Annotated in this window: 11 protein-coding genes; 4 read left to right on the forward strand and 7 right to left on the reverse strand. The window is 73.1% G+C overall.

The window, feature by feature from the left end; all coding sequences use genetic code 11:
* Positions 1–63: 63 nt before the first annotated feature.
* Positions 64–1,488: an ATP-dependent sacrificial sulfur transferase LarE gene (gene larE, locus ACFXKZ_RS12505; RefSeq protein ID WP_380000004.1), complete on the forward strand. Its 1,425-nt coding sequence runs from the start codon at positions 64–66 to the stop codon at positions 1,486–1,488.
* Positions 1,489–1,526: 38 nt separating this feature from the next.
* Here the strand turns inward: larE and ACFXKZ_RS12510 are convergent, their stop codons facing one another.
* Positions 1,527–1,763: a hypothetical protein gene (locus tag ACFXKZ_RS12510; protein ID WP_379999366.1), complete on the reverse strand. Its 237-nt coding sequence runs from the start codon at positions 1,761–1,763 to the stop codon at positions 1,527–1,529.
* A 203-nt stretch (positions 1,764–1,966) separates the two neighbouring features.
* Here ACFXKZ_RS12510 and ACFXKZ_RS12515 point away from each other — a divergent pair, with 203 nt between their 5' ends.
* Complete coding sequence (locus ACFXKZ_RS12515) at positions 1,967–2,350, forward strand: cold-shock protein (protein WP_078976718.1); 384 nt, start codon at positions 1,967–1,969, stop codon at positions 2,348–2,350.
* Between the two features lie 52 nt (positions 2,351–2,402).
* Here ACFXKZ_RS12515 and ACFXKZ_RS12520 read toward each other — a convergent pair whose 3' ends face one another.
* Genes ACFXKZ_RS12520 through ACFXKZ_RS12535 form a run of 4 tightly spaced genes read right to left on the reverse strand, consistent with a single transcriptional unit; the run spans position 2,403 to position 5,930 of the window.
* On the reverse strand, positions 2,403–3,239 hold the full coding sequence (locus tag ACFXKZ_RS12520; RefSeq protein WP_379999368.1) for a 1,4-dihydroxy-6-naphthoate synthase: 837 nt from the start codon (positions 3,237–3,239) through the stop codon (positions 2,403–2,405).
* A complete protein-coding gene (locus ACFXKZ_RS12525) occupies positions 3,236–3,886 on the reverse strand; it encodes a futalosine hydrolase (RefSeq protein WP_379999370.1) in 651 nt (216 codons plus the stop codon). Before ACFXKZ_RS12525 ends, ACFXKZ_RS12520 begins: the two co-directional genes overlap by 4 nt.
* Before the next feature lie 3 nt (positions 3,887–3,889).
* A complete protein-coding gene (locus ACFXKZ_RS12530; protein ID WP_379999373.1) occupies positions 3,890–4,351 on the reverse strand; it encodes a DUF2771 domain-containing protein in 462 nt (153 codons plus the stop codon).
* A 10-nt stretch (positions 4,352–4,361) separates the two neighbouring features.
* Positions 4,362–5,930, reverse strand: a complete 1,569-nt coding sequence (locus ACFXKZ_RS12535) for an MFS transporter (protein WP_379999375.1) — start codon at positions 5,928–5,930, stop codon at positions 4,362–4,364.
* 134 nt (positions 5,931–6,064) lie between these two features.
* Here ACFXKZ_RS12535 and ACFXKZ_RS12540 point away from each other — a divergent pair, with 134 nt between their 5' ends.
* Entirely contained in the window at positions 6,065–6,916 is an 852-nt protein-coding gene (locus ACFXKZ_RS12540; RefSeq protein ID WP_380000006.1) for a DUF3027 domain-containing protein, read from the forward strand.
* A gap of 199 nt (positions 6,917–7,115) precedes the next feature.
* Here ACFXKZ_RS12540 and ACFXKZ_RS12545 read toward each other — a convergent pair whose 3' ends face one another.
* Positions 7,116–7,373 (reverse strand): hypothetical protein, encoded by a 258-nt coding sequence (locus ACFXKZ_RS12545; RefSeq protein WP_379999377.1) that lies wholly within the window; start codon positions 7,371–7,373, stop codon positions 7,116–7,118.
* A gap of 246 nt (positions 7,374–7,619) precedes the next feature.
* Between ACFXKZ_RS12545 and ACFXKZ_RS12550 the strand changes: the two genes are divergently transcribed.
* A complete protein-coding gene (locus ACFXKZ_RS12550) occupies positions 7,620–10,745 on the forward strand; it encodes a sacsin N-terminal ATP-binding-like domain-containing protein (protein ID WP_379999379.1) in 3,126 nt (1,041 codons plus the stop codon).
* Between the two features lie 62 nt (positions 10,746–10,807).
* Here the strand turns inward: ACFXKZ_RS12550 and ACFXKZ_RS12555 are convergent, their stop codons facing one another.
* Positions 10,808–13,147, reverse strand: a complete 2,340-nt coding sequence (locus ACFXKZ_RS12555) for an HAD-IC family P-type ATPase (protein WP_379999381.1) — start codon at positions 13,145–13,147, stop codon at positions 10,808–10,810.
* Positions 13,148–13,169: the final 22 nt, after the last annotated feature.

Raw genomic sequence — 13,169 nt, forward strand, 5'->3', positions numbered from 1 at the left:
GGCCGGAAATCGGTCATCGGCATGCACCGTGCCGCGTCGTAGGCTGAACGGGTGAATGCCCTCATCGTTGGCTTCGACCTGGACATGACGCTCGTCGATTCGCGCCCCGGCATCGGGGCGGCATGGTCCGTGCTCGCCGCGGAGACCGGTGCGGCGATCGACATCCCGCTGATCGTCTCCCGGCTCGGGCCGCCGCTGGAGATCGAGGTGGCGAACTGGTTTCCGGCGGAGGAGGTGAGCGCCGTCGCCGCGCGCTATCGCGAGATCTATCCGCACCACGCCGTGCACGGCACGGACGTGCTGCCCGGTGCGCGCGAGGCGCTGGCCGCGGTGCACCGACACGGCGGTCGCACCATGGTGGTCACCGGCAAGCACGAGCCCAACGCCCGGCTGCACCTGGATCATCTGGACCTGGCCGTGGACCACCTGGTCGGCGATCTGTGGGGCGAGCAGAAGGGCGTGGCGCTGCGCGCGTCGGGTGCGGGGGTGTACGTCGGTGACCACCTCGGCGACCTGATCGGGGCCCGGGCGGCCGGCGCGATCGCGGTCGGGGTGGCCACCGGGCCGATCTCCGCCGAGGAGCTGCGGGCGGCCGGGGCCGACGTGGTGCTTCCGGACCTGACCGGCTTTCCGGCGTGGCTGGACGCGCACATGGCCGACCTGCGGCTGGGCGCGCTGCGCGAGCGGTTGGCCTCGCTCGGGAGCGTCGCGGTGGCGTTCTCCGGCGGCGCCGACTCGGCGTTCCTGCTCGCGGCGGCGGTACGCACTCTGGGGGCGGCCGACGTGCTCGCGCTGACCACCGACTCGGCCAGTCTGCCCGCCATCGAACGGGACGCCGCGCGGGCCTTCGCCGCCGAGCTGGGGGTGCGGCACGAGCTGGTGCCCAGCGACGAGATGGCCCGGGCGGGCTACCGCGACAACAACGGCGACCGGTGCCGGTTCTGCAAGACGGAGCTGATGGCGGTGCTCGCCCCCGTGGCCCGCGCGGCGGGGATGGCGCACTTGGCCACGGGCACCAACGCGGACGACGCGCGCGCGGGTTTTCGGCCCGGGATCGCCGCGGCGGCCGAGGCCGGCGCGGTCACCCCGCTGCTCGACGCCGGATTGACCAAGGCCCAGATCCGGGCGATCAGCCGGACCTGGGGCCTACCCACCTGGAACAAGCCGGCCGCGGCCTGCCTGTCCAGCCGGGTCGCCTACGGGGTGGCGATCACCCCGGCCCGGCTGGCCCGGGTGGAACGCGCGGAGACCGCGTTGCGGGTGGTGCTGGCCCGGGACGGCATCGCGGTGCGCAATCTGCGGGTGCGCGATCTGGGGCAGTTCGCGCGGATCGAGGTGGACGCCGCGCTGAGCACCGCCGTGGCCGGCCACGAACCGGCCCTGACCGCGGTCCGCGACGCGGGCTTCGCCCGGGTCGAGGTGGACCCGCTGGGCTACCGCGAGGGCGCGATGAACGAACTGCTGCCCGACCCGGAGTCGTACCGCTGAGCCGATGAGCCGCCGCCGCCGAGGCTGCTCGGCGTGGGTCAGAGCAGTTTCGGCACCGGACGGCGGCGGCTGCGGATCGACCTGACCAGGCCCGCGGCGGCGATCGCGAAGCCGACCGGCATCAGCGCGCTGAGCAGATACACCGCGGTCGGCAGCGCGTGCGCGCCGATCAGCATGGGGGTGACGGTGGCGAGCGTGGCGACCGTACCGAGGGCGAAGAGCAGCGCGCCGATGCGGACGAGCCGATCGCCGGGGCCTGCGGATGCGTTGGACACCGACCCAGGGTAGATGCCCCGATCCGGGCCGCTCGCGCGCGGGGCGGTATCCCGATGTCCGGCCGAGAAGACGACCATTAGCCTGGACGAGTGAACGGGGTCACTACGCGTTCCTGCTCGGATTCGATGTGTGCGCCCCACCCAGCCTGGTAAATGCTCGTAAAAGTCCCGACGAAGCCGTCCCGACACGATCGAGGTCTCCCGTGCCCACCGGCAAGGTCAAGTGGTTCGACACCGACAAGGGCTTCGGGTTTTTGTCCCGGGACGACGGAGGCGACGTGTTCGTGCACGCGTCGGCACTGCCGCAGGGCCTGGACACGCTCAAGCCCGGCACCCGGGTCGAGTTCGGGATCGTCGAGGGGCGCCGCGGCGAACAGGCCCTCTCGCTCCGCGTCCTGGACCCGCGCCCCTCCGTCGTCGCCGCGAGCCGCAAGAAGCCCGACGAGATGAGTTCGATCATCCAGGACCTGCTCAAGGTCCTGGAGGGGGTCGACAAGACGCTGGAGCGCGGCCGTTACCCCGACAAACGGGCCACCGCGAAGGTCGCCGAACTGCTGCGCGCCGTCGCCGACGAACTCGACACGTGAGTACGGGCGCCGGGTGGGCCCACGCGGCCCGCCCGGCGATCCCCCGTACGGCCTAGGGGAGTTCGAGGGCGCCGGCCGGGACGGGCGGGACCAGGCCCTCGGCGGCGGCGCGGTCGAGCAGCGCGGACACCGCCGCGTGCCCTTCGGTGCCCAGGTCGCGGGTGAACTCGTTGACGTACAGGCCGATGTGCCGATCGGCGACCGTCGGATCCATCTCCTGGGCGTGTTCCAGGACATAGGCGCGCGACGCGGCGGGGTCGGCCCAGGCATGCTCGACCGAGGCGCGCGCGGCGGCGGCCAGGGCGGAAAGGTCCAGCGAGCGCTTGGCGATGATCGCGCCGAGCGGGATCGGCAGGCCGGTGTCCGACTCCCACCAGTCGCCCATGTCGGCGAGGCAGGTCAGGCCGTACCGCGTGTAGGTGAAGCGCGCCTCGTGGATGACAAGCCCCGCGTCCACCACGCCGTCGCGCACCGCGGGCATGATCTCGTGGAACGGCAACACCCGGATCTCGCCGACCCCGCCGGGCACGTGCCGCGCCGCCCAGAGCCGGAACAGCAGGTACGCGGTGGAGCGTTCGCTCGGCACCGCGACCACCTTGCCCGCCAGCGCCTCGGGGGTGCTCGCGCCCAGGCTCAGCACGAGCGGGCCGCAACCGCGCCCCAGCGCCCCGCCGCAGGGCAGCAGCGCGTACTCGTCCAGCACCCACGGCAGCGCCGCGTAGGACACTTTCAGCAGGTCCAGCTCGCCGCGCTCGGCCAGGCCGTTGGTGATGTCGATGTCGGCGTAGCGCACCTCGACGGGCGGCGCGTCCGGGAGCAGGCCGTGCGTCCAGGCGTGGAAGACGAACGTGTCGTTCGGGCACGGCGAATAGGCCAGCGACAGGGTCACGGCGTCAGGCTCCCTTCGAGCGCGGCGAAGGCCGCGGTGAGTGCGCGCAGCGCGTCCGGGATGCGCCAGGCCGCCCGATCGCGCGGGCCCACGGCGTTGGAGACGGTGCGCAGTTCGAGCATCGGCACCGCGTGGGCCGCGGCGGCGGTGGCCACGCCGAAGCCCTCCATGCCCTCGACCGCGGCGCCCGCGTGGCGGGCGGCCAACTCGGCGGCGCGCTCGGCGGTTCCGGTCACCGTGGAGACGGTGAGCGCGGGGCCGGTGGCGAGCGGGACGCCGGCGGCGCGCAAAATGTCACCCACGTGGGTGACCAGTCGCGGGTCCGCCTCGAACCCGCTCGTCCCGAAGCCCAGTTCCTCGATCGGCACGAACCCGTCGGCGGTCTGTGCCCCCAGGTCGGCCGCCACCACGCGGGTGGCGAGCACGGTCGAGCCGACCGGCGCCACCCCCGGGAAGCCGCCCCCGATACCGGCGTTGACCACCAGGTCGTAGGAGCCACGCGCGAGCGCCGTGGCGGTGCCCGCGGCGGCCGCCGCCGGGCCCGCGCCGACCGCGAGCACGTCGGGGCCGGGTATGCGCCACGAACGCGAACCGCCGAGCACGGCGTCGCGCTCGGCGGCCACGGCGGTGATCACCAGGATGGGCAAGGGTTACTTCTTCGCGACCTTGAACGACCAGATTCCCCGGTAGCCCTGCTTGCCGTCCGGCTGCACGACCTGCACCAGCAGCGGCTCGCTCTCCTTCTCCGGCGTGCCGTAGCTCAGCCGAAGGCCCGAGTAGTACGTGGTCTTGATCGGCGACTGGGTCTGCGGCTTGCCGTCGACCAGGAGCACCCAGCCGTCGTCGGCGAGTTCCTTGTCCACGCCGATCGAGAAGCCGCCGCCCTCGGAGACCGAGAGCTTGGTGAGGCCGTCGGTCTTGTTCAGGCAGCCGTCGACCTTCTTCTCGTCGATCGAGCCGTCGTCCTTGTAGCACTCGGCCTCGGAGTGGACCGACGTCGTCCCGCTGACCATGGTCACGATCGGCGTGGGCTTGTCGAGGTTGCAACCCGTCAGGGCGAGCGCGCCCAGGACGGCGGCACCGGCGAGGGCGGCAGGGCGGCGAGTCTTCATGATCGGAAGATTACCGGGCGGTTCGCAGCCGCATGCCGGGGGACCGCTTGCGGCGCGCCCGGCGCGTCGTCAGTTTGCGGCCCACGATCACCAGCGCCAGGGTCAGCACACCGGCCGCCACGCTCATCCCGAGCGTGCCGTTCAGCGGCAACGCGATGCCCACGCCGCCGCCGACCACCCACGCCACCTGGAGCGCGGTCTCGGTCCGGGCGAACGCGGAGGTGCGCACCGCCTCGGGGATGTCGCGCTGGATCATCGCGTCCAGCGACAACTTGCCCAGCGCCTGGGCGAGACCGGCCACCGCCGCCACCGCGAGCACCGTGACCAGGCTGTACATCACCGCCGCCCACGCCGCGCAGGACGCGGACGCGAGCAACACGGCGGTGATGATCACCTCCGGCGCGCGGGACTTGAGCCACGCGCCGAGCGCGGTGCCGATCGCGTTGCCGACCGCGGCCGCGATCACCACCGCGATGGTGGCCTGGGTGGCGGACAGGTCGGCGACCGGGTGCTTGCGCATCAAGAAGCCCAGGAACATGATCAGGAACCCGGAGAAGCCGCGCAGCGCCGCGTTCGCCCACAACGCCTGGACCACCGACGGGCCCACGCTGCGCAACCGCCGCGAGGTCTTGACCCGGATCGGCTTGCGCCCGGATTCGCGCTCGCCGCTCGCCGCGGCCGGGCCCTCGCCCGACTCCTCGGTCCGGGGCTCGGGCACCGTCTCGGTGCTCGTACCGCCCTTGCCGCCGCGCAATTTGGCCAGCGACACCTTGCGCTCGTGTTCGACGCCGGGGGCCTCGGCGGTGAACGACGCCCGGTCCTCGCCCTCGGCCGAGTCGACCTTCGACGGCAGCGTGAAGGACAGGATCGCGCCGAAGGTGAACACCACGCAGGCGCCGTACAGGATCCCGGGCGTGCCGAACGCGTATTTCAGGCCGCCCGCCACCGGCGCCGCGCCCATCGTGCCGATCAGGCCGAACATGGTGATCCGCGAGTTCGCCTTGACCAGCGAGACCGAGCGCGGCTGGAGCCGGGGCACCACCGCGCTGCGGCTGACCCCGTACACCTTCGAGGACACCAGCACGCCGAACGCCGCCGGGTACAGCTCCAGGCCGCCGTCGTTCACCGAGCCGGCCATCAACCAGCACAGCCCCACCCGGACCAGCATCGCCAGCGCCATCGCGAAGCGGCGACCTCGGCGCATCCGGTCCAGGATCGGCCCGAGCACCGGCGCGAGCAGCGCGAACGGCGCGAGGGTGATCAGCAGGTACATCGCCACCCGGTCGCGCGCCTCGCCGGTGGGCACCGAGAAGAACATCGTGGTGGCCAGCGCCATGGTCACCAGCGCGTCGCCTGCGTTGTTGATCAGGTGCAGCTCGATCAGCTTGGCCAGGCCGCTCTCGCCGGCGCCCTTGGCCCGGGCCGCGCCGCGGAGTTTCCCGAAGCCGCCGGTGAACAGGCCACCGAACCGGCCGAGCGCACGTCGCCCCGGACCTCGGTTCCTGCCGGACGACCCGCGGGTGGAGCCGGGCGCGCGAATGGTGCGCCGTGATGCGGTACTGGTCTTGGAGGCTGCCACGCCGGGATCCTGCCCTTGCTCCCTCGGATGATGCGGTCGCGACACGCCAGGAAGGGCTCGCTCCGCGCGCCCGTTCGGGAATCGGACGTGTTTTGAGGGTATCGGCGGTGGAGACCTTCGACGCGTGAGAGAGAATCACTCTCGTGAGTGCCGCGACCCGTAGTCGAACCCCGGACCGCCTCTGCGCAGAGGCGGTTGATCTTGCCTTCGCCGCTGCCGAGGAAGCCGCAGGTCAGGACTCCGTCGGCGAGCATCTGGGTGTACAGGTGGATGGTGATCGCCTGGTCACCCACCTGTTCGCGTGCCGCGAGTCCGCCTACCACGGCTGGCGCTGGGCGGTGACCGTTGCCCGGGCGCCCCGCGCCAAGCTGGTGACCGTGGACGAAACGGTCCTCGTACCCGGCCCCGAGGCGCTGCTCGCGCCCGCGTGGGTGCCGTGGAACGAGCGCCTTCGTCCCGGCGACCTCGGCGTGGGCGACCTGTTGCCCACCGACGCCGACGACCCCCGTCTCGAATTCGGTTACACCGGAGCGGACGAGACAGAGGAGGAATCGACCGAGCCGATCGGGCTCGGCCCCAAGGCGGTCGCGTACGAGCTGGGGCAGGGGCGCGCGCGCGTACTGTCCCCGGTCGGGCGCGATCTGGCCGCCGACCGCTGGGACGAGCATTTCGGCCGAGCCACGCCGATGGCCCAGGCCGCGCCCGCGCACTGCACGAGCTGCGGCTTCCTGGTCAAGGTCGGCGGGCCGCTCGGGCAGGCGTTCGGCGTGTGCGCCAACGAGTATTCGCCCGCCGACGGCCGCATGGTCTCGCTGGCCTACGGCTGCGGTGGCCACTCGGAGGCCGCGGTGATGCCCGCCGCGACGCCGGCGGCCGAGCTGTCCCTGGACGAGTACCGGATCGAGACCGTGCGGATCCGCCCGGTCGAGAGCGCGGTGGACGAGGACGGCATGGAGCCCGGAGAGGACCAGTTGGGCCACTCCTGATCGACCGCGAGATGCAATTAATCCGAATTACGCTGAATATCCGAAATGTCCGCAGCGTGCGATCGGGTCCGGGTCCTGTCCGGCGGACACGGCCCGGTCCGGTCGAGCGCACGACGAAGCCGCCACCGAATCGGTGGCGGCTTCGATGCGTTCGTGGGATCGACTCGGCTCGCGCGGCGACTCGGTTCCCGAGGTCGACTCAGCGAGCCGTGCCCCGGTAGGCGACCGGGCCCTCGCCCGGGAACTGCGCGGCGCCCTGGAAGCTCGCGCCGTCGTCGAAGAACGTGATCGATCCGTTGCCCTGCGGGCCGGACCAGGTGACCTGGGTGCCCGTCGCCGGACGTGCCTTGTCCGGCACGACGGCGTTACGCGTCTGGATGACGATCGCGAGGTCCGCGTCGTCGTGCCAGGGCGCGTTGGGCGCCCCGTACTGGATCTGCGTGCGGTAGGTAGCCACGTTGTCCCCTTCCGTAGCCGACTGGGGTTGCCCCCACGGATGTGTCTACTCCCGTAGCGGCCGGGTCGACCAGGGGAGTGTCGTTTGTCGTTTGTAGGGGTTTTGTGTGACTTGATCCACTGCCTGTCCGCATCGTCCCCACGCCGTTTCGCGCGGCTTTCCACGGACCGGGATCGCCGAGCGGCCGCGGCGCCGGAAACGCAATAGGGTTCCGGCCACATCCGCGATCGAGGGACGGCGCACGGCATGGGCATCGACGACCGCTTTGGCACCGCTTCGCTTCGGCGAGCCGTACTGGACGCGTGGGGCGCGTCGCCCGCACGTTTTCGGGAGGACGCGAACGCCGAGGAGGAACTCGCCCTCGGCGGCTATCGCGATCGGCTCGTGGTCGAACTCGCGCAGAACGCCGCCGACGCCGCCGCCCGGGCCGGCATGGTGGGCCGGCTCCGGCTGACGCTGCGCGACGGGGTCCTGGTCGCGGCCAACACCGGCGACCCGCTGCACGCGCCGGGCGTCGAGGCGCTGTCCACGCTGCGCGCCTCGGCCAAGCGCGACGACGGGCCGGAGGCGGTCGGCCGGTTCGGCGTCGGCTTCGCCGCGGTGCTCGCGGTCACCGACGAGCCGTGTGTGCTCTCCCGGACCGGTGGGGTGCGCTGGTCCCTGCACGAGGCCCGCGACCTGGTCGCGGAACAGGCCCGGGACAACGCCGGACTGGCCGACGAACTGGCCCGGCGCGACGGCGGCGTGCCGGTGCTGCGGCTGCCGATGCCGGCCGAGGGAACCCCGCCGGAGGACTACGACACGTGCGTGGTGCTGCCGCTGCGCGACGGCGCCGCGGTGGACCTGGCCGCCCGGCTGCTCGCCGAGGTCGACGACGCGCTGCTGCTCACCCTGCGCCGGCTCGGCGAGATCGTGATCGAGACACCGGAGGGTGTGCGGACGCTGACCTGTCGGGCCGACGGCGGCGCCCTGGTGGTGACCGACAACGGCGTGCAGACCCGCTGGCGGGTCGCCGAGGACGGCGGCGCGTTGGAGCCCGCGCTGCTCGCCGACCGGCCCACCGAGGAGCGCCGGCGGGCCGCCTGGTCGGTGTTGTGGGCGGTGCCGCTGGACGCCGCCGACCATCCGCGCCGGCCGAGCGTACGACCCGTCGTGCACGCGCCCACGCCCACCGACGAGCCGCTGGGGCTGCCCGCCCTGCTCGTCGCGTCCTTCCCGCTGGACCCGACCCGCCGGCACACCGCGCCCGGCCCGCTGCGCGACTTCCTGATCGAGCGGGCCGCCGAGACCTACGCCGGGCTGCTCGGCACCTGGCCGGTGACCACCACCGCTGTGCTGAGCCTGGTGCCGGGGCCGACCGGCGAGGGGGAGTTGGACGGCCTGCTGCGCCGGGCGGTGCTCGATCGGCTCGCGGAGACCGCGTTTTTGCCGGCCGCGGCGCCGGGCGCCGGGTTCTCGGGCGCCTTCGACACCGCTGCCTCCGCCGCCGGGTCCGTCGTGGAGGCGGAACCCGACGATCGCGACGCGCTGTTGCTCGACCGGGGCACCGCGGCGCGCGACCGCGATCTGCTGCGCCCGCGCGACGCGGTGCTGATCGAGACGGCGGGCCCGCGACTGGTCGAGGCGCTGGCGCCGGTGGTGGCCGGATTGCTGCCGGCCGGTCTGGATCGCAGCGCCGCGTTGCGGGTGCTGGGGGTGCGTCGGCTGCCGCTGGCCGAGGTGGTCGACCAACTCGCGGGGATGGAGCGGGAGCCGAGCTGGTGGCGGGATCTGTACGACGCCTTCGACCCCGCGGCCAGGGACGCGCTCGGGGCGTTGCCGGTGCCGCTGGCCGACGGTCGGATCGTGCGCGGGCCGAGGGGGGTCCTGCTGCCCTGCCCGGAGAGTCCGGACCCGGCGGTGCTGGACGTGCTTCGGCTGCGGGTGGCCCACCCCGACGCGACGCATCCGCTCCTGGAGCGGCTCGGCGCGGTCCGGGCCACGCCGCGGGCGGTGCTGGCCGATCCGGCGGTGCGGGCCGCGGTCGGCGAGGGCGAGGAGGGCGACGACATCGCCGACGCGGTCCTGGAGCTGGTCCGGGCCGCCCGGATCGCTGCCGGCGACGAACCGTGGCTGGCCGCGCTGCTGCTGCCGGACGTGGACGGCGACGCGGTGCCGGCGGGCGAGCTGATGTTGCCCGGCAGCCGGATCGCCGCGGTGGTCGAGCCGGACGCGCTCGGCGTCGCGCACCCGGATCTGGTCGAGCGCTGGGGCGAGGACGTGCTGGAGGCGGTCGGCGTGCTCGGCACGTTCGGCCTGGTCCGGGAGGAGGACGTGGTCCTCGACCACGACGGCTGCGACCACGACCTGGACGCCGAGGACGACTGGCTCGACGACGTGCTCGACCACCTGCCCGACCAGGGCGTGCCGCCGGTGCTGGCCGGGTTCGCCGCGGTGCGCGATCTGGACCTGGTCGCGGACGACGCGTGGGACGAGGCCCTGGAGGTGCTGGCCACACCGCCGCTGCGGAACGCGGTGACCGAGCCGGCGCACGTGCTGCTGCCCGACGGCGGCCGGGCCCGGGTGCCGTCGTACACCTCGTGGTGGCTGCGTGGGCACCCGGTGCTGGACGGCCGGCGCCCGGCGGGGCTGCTCGCGCTGGACGGGGACCGGCTGCTGCACGGCCTCTACGACCGGGTCCGGGCGAGCCTGGATCCGGTGTTCCTGACCGCCCTGGGCGTGCGTACGACGCTTCCGGCGCTGCTGGCCGACCCGGACGGCCCGGACGAGCTGCTGGAGCGCCTGGCGGACCCGGACCGGGCGGTGACCCGGGACCAGTTGCGCGCGCTGTACACCGCGTTGGCCGAGGTGACCCCGGAGCGGCTGTCCGCGCCGACCGAGCTGCGCGGGGTCTGCGGCGGCCGGATGACCGTGGCCGACGTCGCGGACGCGCTGGTGGGCGACGCGCCGGACCTGGCGGCGCTGGTCGCGGACGACGCGACGCACGTGGTGCTGCCGGTGCGCCCGGACCGGGCGGAGGCGCTGGCCGACCTGCTGGACGTACCGCTGCTGTCCGAGACCATCCCCGGCAAGGTGCTCTCCGAGGGCACCGTGCACGAGGTCCCGGACGACGTGCTGGTGGCGATGCCCGACGCGCCGAAGGAGTACGTCGAACACGAGGAGTTGATCGTCTCCGGCCCGGACGGCACCGAACTGGAGGCGGACTGGCGCTACATCGACGGCAAGGTGCACGCCACCACGTTCGAGGGCGTCGCCCGCGGCCTGGCCTGGGCCGCCGGCGAATGGCACCGCCGCTTCGAGGTCGAACAACTCCTCACCCACCCGGAAAACGCCGCCCACTTCGCCACGGAACGCGACTTCGACGGCGTCTGACCCCGGGGGGAGGGGCGGCTCCTGGGCGAGCCGCCCCCACCCGGGGCGCGGGTTGTGCGGGCCTACCCGTCGTCGCCCGTGCGGCGGCTGAGCCAACCGGATACGTGCCAGCCCGCCTCCAGGAGGGCGGCGGCGGCGATGGCGATGCCGATCGCGGTGCCGTTGTTGCCCTGGTCCTGGGGGTAGAGGGCGAAGAAGTCGGCGGCGAAGGGGACGTAGAGGGTGAACAGGAAGGCCGCCGCCATCGCCGCGATCAGGGCGATCTTCCACCACGCGTAGGGGCGGGCGACGATGGCCAGGATCCACATCGCGACCAGGAACAGGGTGATCACCGCGGTGGTGCGGTCCTCCTTCAGGTCGGTGCCGCTGTTCAGGCGGGCCGCCCAGTAGGACAGGAATGTCGCCCCCGCGGCCACCACGCCGCCCGGGATCGCGAAGCGCAGGACGCGCGGGACGAAGCCCCGGCGGGCGCGTTCGGCGTTGGGGGCCAGCGCCAGGAAGAAGGCCGGTACGCCGATCGTGAGCGAGCCGATCAGGGTGAGATGGCGGGGCAGGAACGGGAAGACCACGCCCGCGACACCGGTCAGCAGCGACAGGAGCAGCGCGTACACGGTCTTGACCAGGAACAGGTTCGCGACCCGCTCGATGTTGCCGATCACCCGTCGCCCCTCGGCCACCACCGAGGGCAGCGTGGCGAAGCGGTTGTCCAGGAGCACGATCTGGGCGACCGCGCGGCTCGCCCCGCTGCCCGAGCCCATCGCCACCCCGATGTCGGCGTCCTTGAGCGCGAGGACGTCGTTCACGCCGTCGCCGGTCATCGCCACCGTGTGCTCGCGGGCCTGGAGGGCGGCGACCATGGCCCGCTTCTGCTGCGGGGTGACCCGGCCGAAGACGGTGTTCTCCTCCAGCGCCTGCCCGAGTTCGGTGCGGTCCTCGGGCAGTCGGCGGGCGTCCACGGCGTGTTCCGCGCCCGCCAGGTCGAGTTTGGCGGCGACCGCGCCGACCGCGAGCGCGTTGTCCCCGGAGATCACCTTGGTCGCCACGCCCTGACCCGCGAAGTAGCGCAGCGTCTCGGCTGCGTCCGGGCGCAGCCGCTGCCGGAGCACCACGAGCGCGGCCGGGTGGGCCCGCGCGCCGGCCTCGTCGGTCAGCGCTTCGGCGGTCGCGAGCAGCAGTACCCGCAACCCCTTCGCGCCCAGTTCGTCCACCTCGGCCAGTACCGGATGCCCTTCGGACAGCAGTACGTCGGGCGCGCCCAGCAGCCACGTGCCGCGCTCGGCGAAGCTCGCCCCGCTCCACTTGCGGGCCGAGGAGAACGCGGCGACGTCGGTGATCGACCACCCCCGCGGCGCCGGGTAGGCGTCCACGATCGCCTGGAGGCTCGCGTTCGGGCGCGGGTCGGAGGTGCCGAGGGCGCCGAGCGCCTGGCCGATCGGCAGAGTGTCGTCGAGCGTACGGACCTCGGCCACGTCCATGCCGCCCTCGGTGAGCGTGCCGGTCTTGTCCAGGCACACCACGTCCACCCGGGCCAGCCCCTCGATCGCGGGCAACTCCTGGACCAGGCACTGCTTCCGGCCCAGCCGCACCACGCCGACCGCGAACGCGACCGAGGTGAGCAGCATCAGCCCCTCGGGGACCATGGTGACCAGCCCGGCCACCATGCCGCGCAGCGCGTTGGGCAGGCCGTCGTCGGTGCGCAGTTGGCTGATGATCAACAGGATCCCGACCGGGATCATCAGCCAGGTGACGTAGGTGAGGATCCGATTCAGCCCCTGACGCAGTTCCGAGTCGACCAGGGTGAACCGGCCCGCCTCCTCGGCGAGTCGGGCGGCGTACGCGTCGCCGCCGACCTTGGTCGCCCGGTACGCGCCGTTGCCGGCGGCCACGAAGCTGCCGGACATCACCGGGTCGCCGATCCTCTTGTGGACCGGATCGGTCTCGCCGGTCAGCAGCGACTCGTCCAGTTCGAGCGCGTCGGCCTCGACCACCACGCCGTCCACCAGGACCTGTTCGCCCGCGCCGAGCGCGCAGACGTCGTCCAGGACCAGTTCGCGCGCGGACACCTCGACCGTGTGCCCGCCGCGGCGCACCCGCGGTTTGGCCTCGCCGATCACCGCCAGGGTGTCCAGGGTGCGCTTGGCGCGCAGTTCCTGGATGATGCCGATGGCCGTGTTGGCGACGATGACCAGGCCGAACAGGCCGTCCTGGATCGGGCCGACGATCAGGATCACCACGAACAAAGTGCCGATGATGGCGTTGAACCGGGTGAAGACGTTGCCCCGAACGATCGCCGAGGCGCTGCGGCTCGAACGGCCGGGCACGTCGTTGACCCGGCCGGCCGCGACACGTTCGGCAACCTCGGCGTCGGTCAGCCCGGTGATGGTGACGGGGGCATCGATCATGCCCTGACGTTACGTCAGTGAA

It is taken from the genome of Embleya sp. NPDC059237, from assembly GCF_042754105.1.
In the GTDB taxonomy this organism is placed as follows: Bacteria; Actinomycetota; Actinomycetes; order Streptomycetales; family Streptomycetaceae; genus Embleya.